This is a genomic window from Liquorilactobacillus satsumensis (assembly GCF_964065465.1).
In the GTDB taxonomy this organism is placed as follows: Bacteria; Bacillota; Bacilli; order Lactobacillales; family Lactobacillaceae; genus Liquorilactobacillus; species Liquorilactobacillus satsumensis.
Genome location: NZ_OZ061606.1, coordinates 576250 through 593401, shown reverse-complemented (window position 1 = coordinate 593401; position 17152 = coordinate 576250). Strand labels below are relative to the sequence as shown.

The window sequence follows — 17152 nt, the reverse complement described above, 5'->3', positions numbered from 1 at the left end:
ACCAAAGACTGTGATGGTACTATTATTTCAAGAAATCGGTTGTTAGTGATTAACGGGACTGTCGTTAGTCATTACATAATTGTACTTCACTAACGTAGCTGTTCGCCGTGCCCACACCGAATGGCTACGCTTTTTTGTGTCTATAAATGAAACGAAAAGAGGATTATTACTTTGGCGAACCATATTGTATTATTTGAACCTCTCATGCCGGCGAATACTGGTAATATTGCACGCACTTGTGCTGGAACGAATACACAGTTACATTTAATCGAGCCTTTGGGATTTTCGACAGAGGATAAGTACTTAAAAAGAGCTGGGTTAGATTATTGGGATAAAGTTAAGATTACCTATCATAAGAATCTGCCCGCTTTTATGGCGTCGTTAGGAGCGCAAGCTGAACTTTTTTTGATCTCTAAATTTGCACCGCGGGATTATACGCAAGTCGATTATACGACTCCAGAAAAGGATTATTATTTTATCTTTGGGAAGGAAACGACTGGATTGCCTGAACCGTATATGCGGGCAAATGAAGAAAAATGTTTGCGTATTCCGCAAAATGATAAACATATTAGGGCGCTCAACCTTTCTAATTCTGCGGCAATTGTGATTTATGAAGTTTTACGTCAGCAAGACTTTCCCAAACTTGAAAAAAAGCATCTTTATGAAAATGACAAATTGAAATGAAAGCTAGCCTACCGCTAAATGCAGTGATGCTATGTTACAATAGATATAGTGAAAATTCTTGCTAGAAAGGGGATCACAGCGTGGCACAACGCAGAAAGAAAAGCCGCAGCAGGACAAGAAAGAAGCAGCTTGGTTCTAAAAGGATTGCAGGAGGATTTTTAATTTTCTTTGCACTTTTAGGGCTGTTTAAACTTGGCTATTTGGGAATCTTGTGTCTTAACCTCTTTCGTGTTTTGATTGGAGACGCTGCTCCAATCGGCTTAGCATTTCTCGGACTTGACGGACTTTTGATTCTTGTGACCGGCAAAGAAGTCTCTTTGAAAAAAACGACTATTTTAGGTACATCTGGAATTTTGCTGTGTAGTCTGCTTTTTTTGCATGCAGTTTATTTTGGGACCCTAGATCTTCACGCTAATTTTATCAGTATTACGTGGCAGTATTTGCGCAGTGACTTGGTGACAGGCGGAATTGGTGGCAGTGTTGGTGGGGGAATGCTCGGTGCGTATCTCTATGCACTTGCCTACTTCTTGTTTTCTCAGCTTGGGACCTATATTGTTGCGAGTTTTGGATTGCTTTTTAGTATCTGTCTGCTTGTCGGCATTCCATTTGAGAAAGTTTTGAAATATTGCGGCGATCTTTTTGTGAAGCTGGGGCAGCTGGCTAAAAAAGCGGGGCATTTCGGGATGCAGTTGCTTAAATTAGGTTTCTTACATATGAGTACGTGGATTAAGCAATTAGCGCACAAAAAAAATGGTATCCGGCCGGTTCGCAAAAAATCTCCTGCAAAAACACTGGTTATTCCTGAAGAAACAAGTCATCAAGATGAGCAGCGTCCTACTATAACTCCGATTAGTACCAATCGTTGGAGCGCACCTTCAGCGGAGAAAACCGAACTGGATTCAGGCACTATAACTAAAGAAAATCAAGAAAAAGAAGATGAACAGCAGGTCTTTGAAACCAGCAATAAGATCAATGATGAGTATGAATTGCCCCCTTTTAGTTTGCTGCATAATATCGATTTGGAGGATCAAAGTGCCGACTACCAAAGAATTGAACGCAATACGAAGGTCTTGAAGCAAACCTTTCAAAGCTTTGGGGTTGATGTTGAGATTAAGCGTGCAATTTTAGGACCGGCTGTAACCAAATACGAATTGCATCCTGCCATTGGCGTTAAGGTCAGTAAGATTGTTAATCTTTCAGATGATTTAGCACTGGCATTGGCTGCAAAGGATATTCGAATCGAGGCACCAATTCCTGGAAAATCATTGATCGGGATTGAAGTCCCAAATCAAAAAGTTTCGACTGTTTCTTTTCGAAGTATTATTGAAGAACAGCGCAAAAAACCTCAAAAACCGCTTGAAGTTCCACTGGGGCGTGATATTTCAGGAAAATTAGTAACAGCTGATTTAGGTAAAATGCCGCATCTGCTGATTGCAGGTTCCACGGGGAGTGGAAAATCAGTAGCAATCAATGTGATTATTACCAGCCTCTTGATGAACTGTCCGCCGCATTTGGTTAAATTGATGTTGGTGGATCCTAAAAAGGTTGAACTCGGGGTCTATAATGGGATCCCACATTTATTGACTCCTGTTGTGACAGACTCTAAGAAGGCTTCGCGGGCATTGCATAAACTGGTTTCTGAGATGGAGCGCCGGTATGAATTGTTTGCGAACACAGGTCAGCGTAACTTAGCTGGGTATAATGAGATGGTAAAGAGGCAGAATAAGGAAATGAAGACCGCTGAGCCGCTGCTACCATATATAGTAATTATCGTTGACGAATTATCTGATTTAATGATGGTTGCTTCAAACGAAGTTGAGGATTCAATTATTCATTTGGCGCAAATGGCCCGAGCTGCCGGGATTCACATGATTCTTGCAACCCAGCGGCCTTCTGTTGACGTCATTACGGGCTTAATCAAAGCAAATGTTCCCTCGCGGATGGCGTTTGCAGTTTCGAGCGGAACTGATTCTCGCACAATTCTTGATTCGAATGGCGCGGAGAAGTTATTGGGGCGTGGCGATATGCTTTTCTTGCCAATGGGAATGAATAAACCAGTACGTGTGCAAGGTGCCTTTATTTCTGATGAAGATGTTGCTAGTGTTGTCGACTTTGTTAAACAGCAACAACCTGCTGAATATGATGAGTCGCTGGTTGTTTCAGATGAAGAAACCACACAAGAGCAGGCGACTGATCCAGAAGATGAGCTTTTTGAAGATGCCGTCAAGTTGATTGCTAAAGAGCAAAGCTGCAGTATCTCAATGCTCCAACGGCGTTTTAGGATCGGTTACAACCGTGCAGCTCGCTTAGTAGATGAACTTGAAGCAAAAGGAATGGTTGGCCCTTCAGAGGGCAGCAAACCGCGAAAAGTTTATGTGCCGCAAGCAGATGATGACTCAGCACAATAATGCTAATGATGTAATCAGATTGACAAGGAAGTGCGATAATGGGGCCTGTGACAAAAGTTAACTTTTGTCACAGGCCCCTCTTTATTCCGGATAAACGTGTTCCATAAGTCAAAATTCTCCGTCTAACTTCGAATTACTCATAGCAAAGTACTCGCTATGTTCGTAATTTCGAGTTAGTACTCAAATTTTCCCGACTTATGTCACACTCTCTTGGTGGCACATCCTTTTTTACATTCTTTCTTCAGCAACCAACTTTTTAAAAGATTGTAGTTGTGAAATGCTTAATTGTCTTTTAAATTTTTTTCGTTTATGATGAAGTGTATGCTTTTTTGAGGAGGAATTAGATGCGTACTGAACTGAAAGAAGGAGTGGCGCTCACAGTCATTCCGACTAAGCAATTTAAAACAACTAGAATAACGATTAATCTGATAACGGCTTTGACTGCCACCAAGCTAGCTAAGCGACTGTTGCTGGGAGCACTTCTAGAGTGTGGTTGCCAAAAGTATCCCGATCAAAAAGCGATTGCTGATGAACTTGCTAGAATGTACGGTGCAGGCTTTGAGATTTCGAGTGTTCGTAGAGGAAACCTGCATTTTTTGAGTGTCTCTTTTGATTGCGTAAATGATGAGTTTCTGGCAGAAAAGGAAGATTTATTGCAAGCAGGGTTTTCATTTTTGCAAGAAATCTTGTTTCGTCCGCTTGTAAGTCAAAAACCTGCTGCTTTTGCGGCAGAGTTTGCGCGTCAAAAAAAGAACGTAGTTGATTATGCGGGTGCAACACAAGATAATAAGCAGCTATACGCGGATCTTTCACTGCAAAAGCTTTTGTTTGACGATGAAAAACAAGCATTGCCATCTTTTGGTAACTATCAAGAACTTTTGAAAATTACAGCAAGCCAACTTTCAAGCTCTTATCAAGAGTGCTTAAATAAAGATCGGATCGAGATAATTGTTTCCGGTGATGTGAAAGAGGAAAGATGTAGACAGTTAGCTCAGCAACTTCCATTCGCAGCACGGAATCTCAGAAAGGAAGAAATTTTTTATGTGCAGGAAGGACATGCGCTTAGAAAAAAAGAAGAAAAGCAAAAAGTGACTCAAGGAAAACTCAACCTTGGTTTTTCATTGCCAGTCTTCTTTGCTGACCCTTTATATTTTACCGTTTTGGTTTTTGAAGGCCTTTTCGGGGGCTTGCCGCTTTCCAAATTATTTGTTAATGTGCGTGAAAAAGCACAGCTTGCCTATTATGCAAGCAGCAGCTATGATAGCTTTCGCGGAGTAATGACAGTCCGGACTGGTCTTGATCCTAAGAATAAAGAACAGGCACTTGCAATCATTGAAGCTCAACTCAAGGATGTTCAAGCAGGACGTGTAACACAACAAGAAATTGAAGATACAAAAAAATCTTTGATTAATGAATATTTAAGTGGACTTGATAGTCAGGCAAATGTGATGCAACGAGTCTTGATAGCGATACTGACAGGTAGAACCTTGTCCACGACTTCTTGGATAACGGGAATTCAAAACGTAACACTTGCACAAATACAAGCAGCCGCGAAGATGACAAAGCTTCAGGCGGTCTATTTTTTAGATAAGGAGTAATTTAAATGAAAAAAATAGAATATCCGCTATTAGGTGAATGTGTTTACCGGACAGTTTTGAAAAACGGATTAAAAGTCAATCTGGTGCCACGTCCGAACTTTCATAAAGTATATGGCATTATTTCGACGGACTTTGGTTCGAATGACACACATTTCTGCTTGCCGGATACGCAAGAAGTCAGAAAAGTGCCTGCCGGAAGTGCACATTTTTTAGAACATAAGCTTTTTGAAAAAAAGGACCATGATGCGTTTGAACTTTTTGGTCACTTCGGCGCAGATGCAAATGCATTTACTTCTTATACAAAAACTAGCTTTCTTTTTTCAACAACTACTAATGTTAAAGAGAATTTGGAAATCTTGTTAGATTTTGTGCAGAGTCCATATTTTACAGCCAAAAGTGTTGCCAAGGAAAAAGGGATTATTGCTCAGGAAATCAACATGTATGCTGATGATGCTGATTGGCGTCTATATGCAGGCCTTGTAAAAAATCTTTATCCAGGGCAGCCGCTTAGTTACGATATTGCAGGTACAGTTGACTCAGTCAATCAAATTAGTGTAAAGGACTTGTACGACTTGTACCAGACCTTTTATCACCCAAGTAACATGGACCTTTTTATGGTGGGTGCTATAGATGTAACAGAAACACTGGAGTGGATTAATAAAAACCAAGCAAAGAAAGAATTTGCGCCAGCCATTGTGCCACAGCGCTTAGATGGCAGGAATGAAGTTGCAGCTAAGGCCGTAAATCCTGAGCAGCAGTTGGCATTTTCTGTTAAACGAGCCAAGGTTGCAATTGGCATAAGAGGGTTTGATCGCCTGCCTGCAGGAAAAGCAGGATTGAAATATAAACTGGCACTGCAACTACTATTTTACTTATTGTTAGGTGAGTCTTCCCAAGACTATCAAGAATTGTATAATCAAGGAATTGTTGATGACAGCTTTGATTATAGCGTGGTGGTTGAACGTGGATTCCATTTTGTATGGTTCAGTGGAGATACTGACCAGCCAGCTATTTTTCGTGCCAAATTAACCTCCTTAATCTTGCATGCAACTTCTGTGTTAAAAACTCAGACGGTTGAATTTCAGCTTGCTAAAAAAGAGTTTATTGGCAGGCAAATTCGTGCGATGAATGTCCTTGAAGCAATTGCTGAACAATACGAAGGCAGCTTATTTGATGATGCAACTCTCTTTGACAAGATCCCGTTATTACAAGAACTTACCTTGGAGGATTTGTTAGAAACAGCCGCTAAGTTTATTTCACAGCCGGGGATGAGCGTCTATGCGCTTTGTCCAAAGGAGGACGATTGAGATGAAATGGGCGCTGATAATAGGAGCTTCTGGCGATATTGGAGCCGCGGTTGCCAAAGATTTGGCGGCACAAGGATGGTCACTTTATCTTCACTACAACAACAACGCTGCCAGAGTTGCAAGCGCGTTAGCTCAGTTTAGGCAGCACTATCCGCAACAAGATTTTTTAGGCATCAAGGCAAATCTTCTAGAAAAGGAAAGCGCTGAACAGATTGAAAAGCAGCTGTTTGGAATTGATGCGGTGATTTTTGCTGAAGGAACAACGAGTTATGGTCTTTTTAGCGAAATGCCGCCAGCACGGCTACATGAAATGTTGTTAATGCAGGTTACGACCCCATTACATTTGCTCCAATTGCTGGAGAAGAAGCTCGCACAGAACCATTTTGGCAGAATTATTTTCATCGGCTCTGTTTATGGTGGTACTGGGAGTGCAATGGAAGTTGGGTATAGCACGGTTAAGGGAGCGCTAACCGCTTTTGCCGCTGCATATAGTAAAGAGGTAGCCTCCTTAGGGATGACAGTGAATGTGATTGCACCAGGGGCAGTTGCAACCCAAATGAACGCACTTTTTTCAGCACAAGAAAAGGGCCAGGTTGATCGTGAAATTCCGTTGGGACGCTTTGCTAAGACTTCAGAAATCAGCTATTGGGTGAGCGCTTTACTAGATGAACGGGCTGCATACATGACAGGACAGACGATTTATGTGACTGGTGGCTGGTTGAAATAAACGATTCTTAATTAATTATTCGTAACAGCTATGATATACTAGAAACGAACTTTAGATAGTTGAACTAAGATATTTAATAATATTGGAGAGTTTTAAAAATGAGTGAGATTGGAAAGACTTTAAAAACTGCACGTATAGAGAAGGGTTATACGCTTGATGACTTGCAGCAGATCACCAAAATTCAAAAGCGTTATCTGATTGCAATTGAGGACGAAAATTTTGCTGCACTTCCGGGTGATTTTTATGTCAAAGCATTTATTAAACAATATGCTGAGACTGTCGGGCTTGATCCAGCACAGTTTTTGAATACATTTGAACAACAAGACGCCCCAGAAGAAGTTAAGGAGACGCCAGTTGCTAATACAAGAAGTGCGCGAGTTGAAACTACCCGGGAAAGTATGGAAAAAACTAATACTTTCAATCGTGTTTTGAGTTATCTGCCCACGATTGTTATTGTCACAATCGTTGTGATTATTTTAGGCTCAATTTACTTTGTTGCTTGGAACAATCATCAAAAGACCGCACAGACGCAGCAGATTGAAAGCAGTAGCAGCAAGGTGTCTGTCTCATCGGAGAAGGCAACTTCAACAAAAACTGCAGCTAAGAAATCCTCTGCTGCAGCGACTTCAAGTGCTAAAAAAAGTACAAGTAAAGCTAAGAAATCTTCAAGCAAAAAAAGTGCAACTAAGCTACAGCTTGCTTCCAATTCAGGCTCGACATTTACGTATAATTTATCAGGTGCTACCAAGATTGAGACCGTGAAATTCAGTGTTTCTGGTTCAAATGCCTGGAGTGCTGTTTCGGTTAACGGAACGCAACAATGGCAGGGAACGCTAAGTGATGGACAAACACACGCTGTTACATTGCCAAGTGGAACGACGAGTTTAACAATCAATTTAGGTAACTCAAATGCTACAAGTTTAAAGATAAATGGCAAAAATTTCAACTTTAAAAAAGATAATGATTCTTTGACTGTGAGAACTTTGACAGTCAACGTTAAATAAAGCTTTACTTACAGGGGGAGCTAAAATAATAATGAATCTACCAAATAAGTTAACAGTTATTCGCATTTTCCTAATACCGATCTTCATGCTGGTGCTGTGTCTACCTTTGGCTTGGGGAAGCGTTTCTTTGGGGGGCACGACTATTCCGGTAGTTCAAGTTATCGGAGCTGTCATTTTTGCTGGTGCCTCACTGACTGACTTTGCCGATGGTCAGATAGCACGAAAACAGCATCTTGTGACTAATTTTGGCAAATTTGCTGATCCCTTAGCAGATAAAATGCTTGTAATGACAGCCTTCATTATTCTAGTGTCATTAGGAAAGGTTCCTGCATGGGTGGCCGCAATCATCGTTTGCCGTGAATTGGCAGTTACCGGTTTGCGGTTAATTGTTGTTGAAAATGACGGTCAGGTAATTGCAGCTGCAATGCCAGGAAAAATTAAGACAATGACTCAAATGTTTTCCATCATTTTTTTGTTGCTGAACAATGTTTTTTTTGCAGCAATTAATCTTCCAGTAGGAGAAATTTTATTATATATCTGCCTCTTCTTTACGATTTATTCTGGGGCAGAATACTTCATAAATAGTCGAAGTATCTTTGCAGATTCTTTCGATAAGTAACATAAACGAGACTGTGACTAGTTTTAGGTGGTCGCGGTCTCGTTTTATATGTTTAGCTGGATTTTAAAATTACGCAGTCGTACATACGCGGTAAATTCGGAGCAAGTAACCAAAAAGGTTCTCGCTTTGCTTTGGAAAATATTTTAACGTGAGACTGCGTATTTACATAAGGGGGCATTCAAAATGAAAGCAGAAATTATTGCAGTTGGGACTGAAATTTTGTTGGGACAAATTGTCAACACGAATGGACCATTTGTTTCAAAACGATTGGCAGATTTAGGAATAGACGTTTATTTTGAAGAAACAGTCGGAGATAATGAAGAAAGATTGAAACAAACAATTTCACTGGCTGCTAAGCGCAGTGACCTCGTTGTGTTGCTGGGAGGACTCGGCCCAACCAAGGATGATCTGACAAAGCAAACGGTGGCACGTTATTTGAATAAACCACTGATTGAGGATGCAGCAGCAATGCAAAAAATCACACGTTTTTATAAAGAAACAAGACGTCCGATGACTGAAAATAATCGTTTGCAGGCATTGTACATTGCTGGTTCTCACCCGTTAAAAAATTCAACTGGTTTTGCAGTGGGAATTTTTTATCAAAACGAAGAGGGTCCAGATTTTCTTCTTCTTCCTGGGCCTCCAGGGGAGTTAAAACCAATGTTTACTCAGGTAGTACAACCCTTGCTGCAAAAAGCCTACTTTAAAGATCACCATTTATATTCACGTGTACTGCGCTTTTTTGGAATTGGAGAGTCTTTATTGGTCACAAAATTGGCAGATTTAATTGACCACCAAAGCAATCCTACAATTGCACCCTATGCGAAAACTAGTGAAGTTACTTTAAGATTGACAGCCAGCAGTCGAAATGAACATGTGGCTAAAAAATTGCTTGATGAAGTTGAACAAAAAATTCAATCTAGGGTAGGTGAGTATCTATATGGCTATGGCGATCAAAATAGTTTAGTGAATGTAGTTGTTAACTTATTGGAACAAAAGAAGTTGACAATTTCTGCAGCAGAAAGTCTTACAGCTGGAGCTTTTCAAGCAATGTTAGCCGATGTACCAGGAGTTTCAAGTGTTTTTGCAGGTGGAGCAGTTACCTACTCTAATGAAGCCAAGATGAAGTTGCTGAAAATTCCAGCAGAGGTACTTGTAACTGAAGGGGCAGTCAGTGCACAAACTGCCAAGTTGATGGCAAGTGCAATTAAGAATCAGCTTGGCACCCAGATTGGAATTTCATTTACAGGTGTGGCCGGACCAGATGAACTTGAAGGTAATGCTGTTGGCACTGTTTGGATTGGCTTGGCATTTAAAGATCAGCCTGTTGAAGCTCGTTTGTTTCATTTCTCAAATGCCAGACCATACATCAGAGAAAGGTCAGTACTGACTGGATTAGACTGGCTACGGCATGAACTTATAAAATAACTCGAACTTTTGTTCGCTTTTTCTTGCATTTTAATTTTCTTACCTGTATCATTGACAGGTGAACAGATTGGTTTAAACTGTACGAATTTGTTAGGAGGAAACAATTTGGCCGATGAACGTCAGGCAGCATTGGATGCTGCATTAAAAAAAATTGAAAAAAATTTTGGTAAGGGTTCAATTATGCGCATGGGTGAGAAAGCTGACACTCAGATTTCGACAATTTCAAGTGGGTCGCTTGCATTAGATGAAGCGCTGGGTGTGGGCGGTTATCCGCGCGGAAGAATTGTTGAAGTCTATGGACCTGAAAGTTCTGGTAAAACAACGGTTGCTTTACATGCAGTTGCTGAAGTCCAGCATAACGGTGGGGTTGCAGCATATATTGATGCAGAGAATGCACTGGATCCAGCATATGCCACGAATTTAGGTGTCAACATTGATGAGCTCTTGCTTTCACAACCAGACACTGGAGAGCAGGGCTTAGAGATTGCTGATGCACTTGTTTCCTCAGGAGCAATTGACATTGTGGTGGTTGATTCCGTGGCAGCGTTGGTTCCAAGAGCTGAGATTGAAGGCGAAATGGGAGATGCGCATGTTGGATTGCAGGCCCGTTTGATGTCTCAGGCGCTTAGAAAACTTTCGGGGACTATCAACAAAACTAAAACAATTGCAATCTTTATTAATCAAATTCGTGAAAAAGTCGGAGTGATGTTTGGCAACCCAGAAACTACTCCAGGTGGAAGGGCTTTGAAATTTTACGCGACTGTCCGTCTGGAAGTACGTAGAGCTGAGCAGATCAAAGATGGTGCCGATATTATTGGTAATAGAGTGCGTATCAAGGTTGTGAAAAATAAAGTTGCACCACCATTTAAGCGAGCTGAAGTTGACATTATGTATGGCGAGGGTATCTCTAAGACAGGTGAATTAGTTGATATGGCTGTCGAAAAAGAAATTGTTAAAAAGAGTGGTTCTTGGTATTCATACGGGGAAGATCGAATTGGTCAAGGGAGAGAAAACGCTAAGCAATATCTCACTGATCACCCAGAAACAATGCAGGAAATTACGCTCAAGGTCAGGAAGGCTTATGGAATTGCTGATGAGGAATCTCCTGAAGAGGCGGACCCGACTTCTTTGCCACTTGAAGATGGAAAAAATGAAAAAGCAAAGAACCAATTAGAACAAAAGCAATCCAAATAAATACAAGTCAAGTTTAATATAAAAGACTAATTATTGATGTGTATTAATGCGGATAAAGTAAAATAAAACAAAGGAGGCTGTGACAAAAGTTAAATTTTGTCACAGCCTCTCTTTTATTCCGGATAAACGCGTTCCATAAGTCAAAATTCTGCGTCTAACTTCGAATTACTCATAGCAAAGCACTCGCTATGTTCGTAATTTCGAGTTAGTACTCAAATTTTCCCGACTTATGTCACACTCTCCCTCTTTTATTCCGGATAAACGCGTTCCATAAGTCAAAATTCTGCGTCTAACTTCGAATTACTCATAGCAAAGTACTCACGATGTTCGTAATTTTGAGTTAGCACTCAAATTTTCCCGACTTATGTCACACTCTCTTTTGTAGTTAGGTAGAAAATTACCAAGGTATGCTGGCTGATTATTTTGGGTGAAAAGAGGAACTTTGAAAGCCAAAAATGGGTTTTTAAGTTCCCAAAAATAAAATAATATTTTTTCAAAAAGAAACCGTTTTATCTTAAAAAAATATTTAATGTACACAACACATCATGTTAGAATAAAAACAAGAAAAGAAAGTTATGAAAACAAATATCTTTTTTCAAATTAATTAATTAGTGTTTTTTTTATATTTTCAAGAGATTGGAATTTCGGGGGGCTAAGAAGATAAAATGTTTTCATAATGAAAGCAGCTGTCTTCGGTACCAGAATTTAAGGGGAGAGAAAAGTGAAGGAAACAAAGACGCATTATAAGATGTATAAAAAGGGGAAAAATTGGGTTTTTGCAGCGATCACAGTCACAACGATTGGTTATGGCCTTTTAGGAATAAATAGTGAGCATGCTGCAGCTGCTAGCAATGATGCGACTGTGACTGCAGGCAGTGAGACTGTCTCAAGCAACACAAGCAGTTCAACGCAAGCCGAAAAAACAAGCGAGCAGGCGACAAGCAGTGCTAAGGTTACGACCTCCACTAGCAGTAGTGCTAGTGACTCAGATTCTAAAACCAACAGTAGCAGTAGTACACAAAAGGTATCTAATAGCCAGTCTAATACTACGACTTCCGCTAGTCATGTTTCTTCAACTGAAGCTGCTGTTTCAAGCAGCGCTAAGAGTTCAACGAATGCTGATAAGACTTCAAGCAGTCAAGCTAGTTCACAAAGCAGCCAAAGCAGCTCTCAAGCGAGCTCAACAGCACAGTCAAGTAGTGCTCAATCGAACTCATCATCTCAAAGCGAAACAAACAAAGATACCGCAACAAAGGATCCTTTAGTAGACACGGAAACAAATTTGCAAAATGGGCACTATGTTGCTAACAACGATACTTGGACATATGTTGATGATCAAGGAAATGTTGTTAAGGGACTGAAAAAAATTGATGGGAATGTACAGTATTTTGACCCGCAGACAGGTGTTCAGATTAAGGGTGAATATGTCACTGTAGGCAAGCAGACCTATTATTTTGATCCACATTCCGGAAATGCGATCGCCTATTCTAAAACAAATGGTGATACCTTTGCAGCATATAATGCTGACAGTAGTGTAGCACAACAGGGCTTTTTTACTGATCAAAATGGTAATACCTATTACTTGGAGAGCAGTACGCAATATAAAATCGGTCTGCAAGAGATTAATAAGGTTACATATTATTTTGGAGAAGATGGCATTCTTAGGAAAAACACCACGCAGACAATCGATGGTAGATTATACTGTTTTGCCAGTGATGGGAGCGCTAAGTTACTTCCACAGGATAAGTTGACTGAAAGTCAGGCATCCGCAAAAGAAGTTGCTGATTTTGCGGCGCACAATGTAGCTAAATCGTACGATGCACAAAGCTTTGAAAATACTAATGGATATCTGACAGCTGATTCATGGTACGTTCCTAAGTATATCTTGTCAAATGGACAGCAGTGGGTTGCATCAAGTGCGAGTGATTTCCGGCCTTTATTGATGGCATGGTGGCCAAGCAAACAGGTGCAAGCTGACTATTTGAATTATATGGCCGGTCGCGGCGTAGTGGCAGCTACCAAAACCTATTCAGCCAATGACACTTCATTGGAATTAAATGGAGCAGTTGAGGCAGTCCAGGCTACAATTGAACGTGCACTAAAAATCACGGGGAATGTGACTTGGCTGCGTGATGTTATGTCAAAATTTGTCAAAGAAGAGACAATTTGGAATAAAGAGAGCGAAGATGTTCAATATTATGGGCTGCAATTACAAGGCGGTTTTTTAGCTTATCAAAATAGTAGCTTAACCCCTTGGGCAAATTCTGATTATCGCAAGTTAGGTTTTACTCCAGGATATCTAGATGGTAAGTCAAATAAAGATGCTGAATTTTTATTAGCCAATGATATCGACAACTCCAATCCAACTGTTCAGGCTGAACAACTAAATTGGTTATACTATCTAACTAATTTTGGAACAATTACTGCAAATAATGCGAATGCCAATTTCGATGGGATTCGGGTGGATGCTGTTGATAATGTCGATGCCGATTTGCTCCAAATTGCAGCTGATTATTTCAACGCAGCTTACGGTACAAATCAAAGTGATGCGAGCGCTAATAAACATCTGTCAATTCTTGAAGATTGGGGGATGAATGACCCAGCTTATATTAGCGAGCATGGTGCCTCTCAACTCACGATGGATAATTATATGGGTGTGCAGCTCAATAGTTCGTTGACAAATGCACAAGGTCAAAATGATAAAATGGCGCGTTTTGTCCAATGGTTCTTAATTAACAGAACAAATGACGATACTGAAGACACAGCGATTCCAAATTATAGTTTTGTAAGAGCACATGACTCTAACTCACAAGATCAAGTAAGGCAAGCAATTCAAGATGCAACAGGAAAACCCTATGGTCAATTTACTTGGGCTGATCTTGAGAAAGGTTTGGAATTATTTTATAAGGACCAAGACTCTACAGTAAAGAAATATAACAAGTATAATATTCCAAGTGCTTATGCAATGTTACTGACTAATAAGGATACTGTTCCACGTGTTTTTTATGGAGATATGTATTCAGAAGGTGGACAGTATCTTTCACAAAAAACAATCTATTACGACACGCTCACCAACTTACTTAAATCTCGAATCAAATATGTGGGTGGCGGTCAGACAATGGCCGTAGATCAAAACGACGTATTGACAAGTGTTCGTTTTGGCAAGGGAGCATTGAATGTTACAGATCAAGGAACGTCTGAAACAAGAACTGAGGGTGTCGGCGTAATCATCGCTAATAACACTGACCTGAAGTTGAAGGACGGCGAGCAGGTTGTGTTGCACATGGGTGCTGCACACAAAAACCAGGCATTCAGAGCGGCAGTGCTAACGACTAGCACTGGACTGGTCAACTACGAAAATGATACTGCTGCGCCGGTAGTTTACACAGATAACAATGGTGATCTAATTTTTACGAATAAAGATCTGGTTGTCGCTGGTCAAACGGTTGCCAATACCGCAATTCAAGGGGTAGCTACTCCGCAAGTTACTGGTTATTTGGCTGTGTGGGTTCCAGTTGGCGCAGCTGCTGAGCAGGACGCACGAACTGCGGCCTCAGATCAGACTTCAACTGACGGCAAGGTTTTCCATTCCAATGCAGCATTAGATTCAAACGTGATTTTTGAAGGCTTTTCTAACTTTATTTCTTACCCACAGGAGCGCTCACAGTACGCTAATATTGTAATTGCCCAAAATGCAGCCGCCTTTAAGCAGCTTGGGATTACGAGCTTTGAACTGGCACCGCAATATCGTTCAAGCAGTGATGGCAGCTTTTTGGATTCGATGATTGATAATGGGTATGCATTTACTGATCGTTATGATTTAGGATTTGGAACGCCTACGAAATATGGAACTGCGGCTGATTTGAGAAATGCGATTGCAGCACTGCATGCCAATGGAATTCAGGCAATTGCTGATTGGGTACCCGATCAAATCTATGCTTTACCTGGTCAGGAAACAGTTACAGTTACACGTACTGACGATCATGGTAATTGGATTAGCGATTCCAGCATTCATGATTCACTCTATGTCGCTAATACGATTGGCGGCGGTGAATACCAGAATAAGTATGGTGGAGCATTCCTCGCTGAATTGCAGCAAAAGTATCCTGAACTGTTTACTAAGAACCAAGCAGTTACCGGTGTTCCGATTGATGGGAGCACTAAAATTAAGGAATGGTCTGCAAAATATCTGAATGCTACAAACATACTTGGCCGCGGGTCAGAATATGTATTGAAGAGTAATGACAACGGCGAATATTTCTATGTTGGCACTGAGCGTACTGCCTTTCTTCCAGCTGTTTTAGTTGCTCAAAATGAACGGGCAGAATATGCAGCTGGTGATTCTTCACAAGCAAGGTATTACACGCAGCTAGAGGATACTGCTGGACATTGGTATCTGATTGATCCTACGACTGGGACAAAGCAGACTGGTTTTCAAAAGATAATAGATCAAAATAAGGTAGTCTATTATAACAATGCTGGTCAAATGCAATATGGGCAACAAAAGATAAATGGACAGTGGTACTTGTTCGATAGCTATGATGGTGCAATGAAGACCGGATTACAATCCATCAAGGGTCAAAATAAAACTGTTTACTACAACGACAAGGGTCAGATGCAATACGGACAGCAAAAGATTAACGATAGCTGGTATCTTTTTGACGGGTACACAGGTGCGATGAAGACTGGCTGGCAATATCTTGCTGCTCAAAATAAGTTGGTCCACTATGCTACTAACGGTCAAATGCAACATGGTCAGCAAAAGATCGACGGTCGGTGGTACTACTTTGATACGGTGACTGGATCGCAGAAATTTGGGCTGCAGTATCTTGCTGATCAAAATAAGACGGTCGATTATGGCAGCCAGGGATGGATGCAATATGGTCAGCAGAAGATTGATGGACAGTGGTACCTGTTCGATAGTTATGATGGCGCGATGAAGACCGGGTTACAATATATTAATGGTCAGAACAAGACTGTTTATTATAACGCTAAGGGTCAGATGCAATATGGTCAGCAAAAAATTGGTGATAACTGGTATCTTTTTGATGGTTACACAGGTGCAATGAAAACTGGCTGGCAATACCTCGCAAGCCAAAACAAATTGGTCCATTATGCAAGTAATGGGCAAATGCAATATGGCCAACAAAAAATCGATGGTCGGTGGTACTACTTTGATACGGTGACTGGATCGCAGAAATTTGGATTGCAATATCTTGCGGATCAGCATAAAACAGTCTTTTATGGTGATCAAGGTCAGATGCAATATGGCCAGCAGAAGATTGACGGACAGTGGTACCTATTTGATAGTTATGACGGTGCGATGAAGACCGGTTTACAGTATATTAGTGGTCAAAATAAGACTGTTTATTACAACACCAAGGGTCAGATGCAATATGGTCAGCAAAAAGTCGGCGATAACTGGTATCTCTTTGATGGTTATACAGGTGCAATGAAAACTGGTTGGCAATATCTTGCAAACCAAAATAAACTAGTTCACTATGCAAGCAATGGGCAAATGCAATATGGGCAACAAAAGATTAACGGTCGCTGGTATTACTTTGATACATTAACTGGAGCACAAAAATTTGGTTTACAGTATCTGGCGGATCAAAATAAGACGGTTGACTATGGCAGTCAGGGGTGGATGCAATATGGACAACAGAAGATCGGCAACGATTGGTACTTATTTGACGATTACGACGGTGCAATGAAGACCGGCTGGCAATATCTTGCGGCTCAAAACAAGACTGTATATTACAATGAGAGTGGAAAAATGGTCTACGGTCAGCAAAAGATTGACGGCAAAGTATATAATTTTGATACAGTCACAGGTGCATTAAAAAAATAGAGATAACTTTAAACTAATCTAGAAAATTGCTTCTATTGCCTAACGTGAAAAATGAGGTTCTGGAGAAACTAGAATGAAAGCTTAAAGTACAATTAAAGAGTTTGAATGTCTCAGTGAGATTTTATTAGTTGGGATGCATTGACTCAAAAATTGTAGGGCCAAGTTACGGAGCTGCAACAAAACATTAGTTTTGTCACGGCTCCGTTTTTGCCCTTTAAGGTGTAATAATTTTTGCTTTATTCAAATAGTAAAAATTTTGTAAAGTCAGCGTAGAAGTTGCGTATTTTAATTGAGCAAGCTTTGTCAATAAAGGCAAGTCAGATTTTGTTTGG

Annotated in this window: 10 protein-coding genes; all 10 read left to right on the top strand. The window is 40.6% G+C overall.

Annotation, left to right across the window (positions count from 1 at the left end; translation table 11 throughout):
- Positions 1-171 precede the first annotated feature (171 nt).
- The 10 genes from AB3Y88_RS02770 to AB3Y88_RS02725 all read left to right on the top strand — a co-directional run bounded on the left by AB3Y88_RS02770 (position 172) and on the right by AB3Y88_RS02725 (position 16820).
- Entirely contained in the window at positions 172-684 is a 513-nt protein-coding gene (locus AB3Y88_RS02770) for a tRNA (cytidine(34)-2'-O)-methyltransferase (protein ID WP_056960145.1), read from the top strand.
- 80 nt (positions 685-764) lie between these two features.
- Positions 765-3092: a DNA translocase FtsK gene (locus AB3Y88_RS02765; protein WP_056960142.1), complete on the top strand. Its 2328-nt coding sequence runs from the start codon at positions 765-767 to the stop codon at positions 3090-3092.
- Positions 3093-3436: 344 nt separating this feature from the next.
- Positions 3437-4690, top strand: coding sequence for an EF-P 5-aminopentanol modification-associated protein YfmF (locus AB3Y88_RS02760; protein ID WP_228887807.1), 1254 nt, complete (start codon positions 3437-3439; stop codon positions 4688-4690).
- Between the two features lie 5 nt (positions 4691-4695).
- Positions 4696-5997 (top strand): EF-P 5-aminopentanol modification-associated protein YfmH, encoded by a 1302-nt coding sequence (locus AB3Y88_RS02755; RefSeq protein ID WP_228887806.1) that lies wholly within the window; start codon positions 4696-4698, stop codon positions 5995-5997.
- Between the two features lies 1 nt (position 5998).
- Positions 5999-6724 carry an elongation factor P 5-aminopentanone reductase gene (locus tag AB3Y88_RS02750; RefSeq protein ID WP_228887805.1) on the top strand — a complete coding sequence of 242 codons (726 nt, stop codon included), beginning with the start codon at positions 5999-6001 and terminating at the stop codon, positions 6722-6724.
- A 98-nt stretch (positions 6725-6822) separates the two neighbouring features.
- Entirely contained in the window at positions 6823-7728 is a 906-nt protein-coding gene (locus AB3Y88_RS02745; RefSeq protein WP_056960137.1) for a helix-turn-helix domain-containing protein, read from the top strand.
- A 31-nt stretch (positions 7729-7759) separates the two neighbouring features.
- On the top strand, positions 7760-8347 hold the full coding sequence (gene pgsA, locus AB3Y88_RS02740; RefSeq protein ID WP_056960135.1) for a CDP-diacylglycerol--glycerol-3-phosphate 3-phosphatidyltransferase: 588 nt from the start codon (positions 7760-7762) through the stop codon (positions 8345-8347).
- Between the two features lie 183 nt (positions 8348-8530).
- Positions 8531-9775 carry a competence/damage-inducible protein A gene (locus AB3Y88_RS02735; RefSeq protein ID WP_056960134.1) on the top strand — a complete coding sequence of 415 codons (1245 nt, stop codon included), beginning with the start codon at positions 8531-8533 and terminating at the stop codon, positions 9773-9775.
- 105 nt (positions 9776-9880) lie between these two features.
- Positions 9881-10969 carry a recombinase RecA gene (gene recA, locus AB3Y88_RS02730; RefSeq protein ID WP_228887804.1) on the top strand — a complete coding sequence of 363 codons (1089 nt, stop codon included), beginning with the start codon at positions 9881-9883 and terminating at the stop codon, positions 10967-10969.
- Between the two features lie 721 nt (positions 10970-11690).
- Positions 11691-16820: a glycoside hydrolase family 70 protein gene (locus tag AB3Y88_RS02725; RefSeq protein ID WP_261909402.1), complete on the top strand. Its 5130-nt coding sequence runs from the start codon at positions 11691-11693 to the stop codon at positions 16818-16820.
- The last annotated feature ends 332 nt before the right edge of the window (positions 16821-17152 follow it).

Coding starts and splice junctions, on each gene's coding strand:
- AB3Y88_RS02750 (WP_228887805.1), top strand. CDS start 5,999: ATGAAATGGGCGCTGATAATAGGAGCTTCTGGCGATATTGGAGCCGCG.
- AB3Y88_RS02745 (WP_056960137.1), top strand. CDS start 6,823: ATGAGTGAGATTGGAAAGACTTTAAAAACTGCACGTATAGAGAAGGGT.
- AB3Y88_RS02760 (WP_228887807.1), top strand. CDS start 3,437: ATGCGTACTGAACTGAAAGAAGGAGTGGCGCTCACAGTCATTCCGACT.
- AB3Y88_RS02735 (WP_056960134.1), top strand. CDS start 8,531: ATGAAAGCAGAAATTATTGCAGTTGGGACTGAAATTTTGTTGGGACAA.
- pgsA (WP_056960135.1), top strand. CDS start 7,760: ATGAATCTACCAAATAAGTTAACAGTTATTCGCATTTTCCTAATACCG.
- AB3Y88_RS02755 (WP_228887806.1), top strand. CDS start 4,696: ATGAAAAAAATAGAATATCCGCTATTAGGTGAATGTGTTTACCGGACA.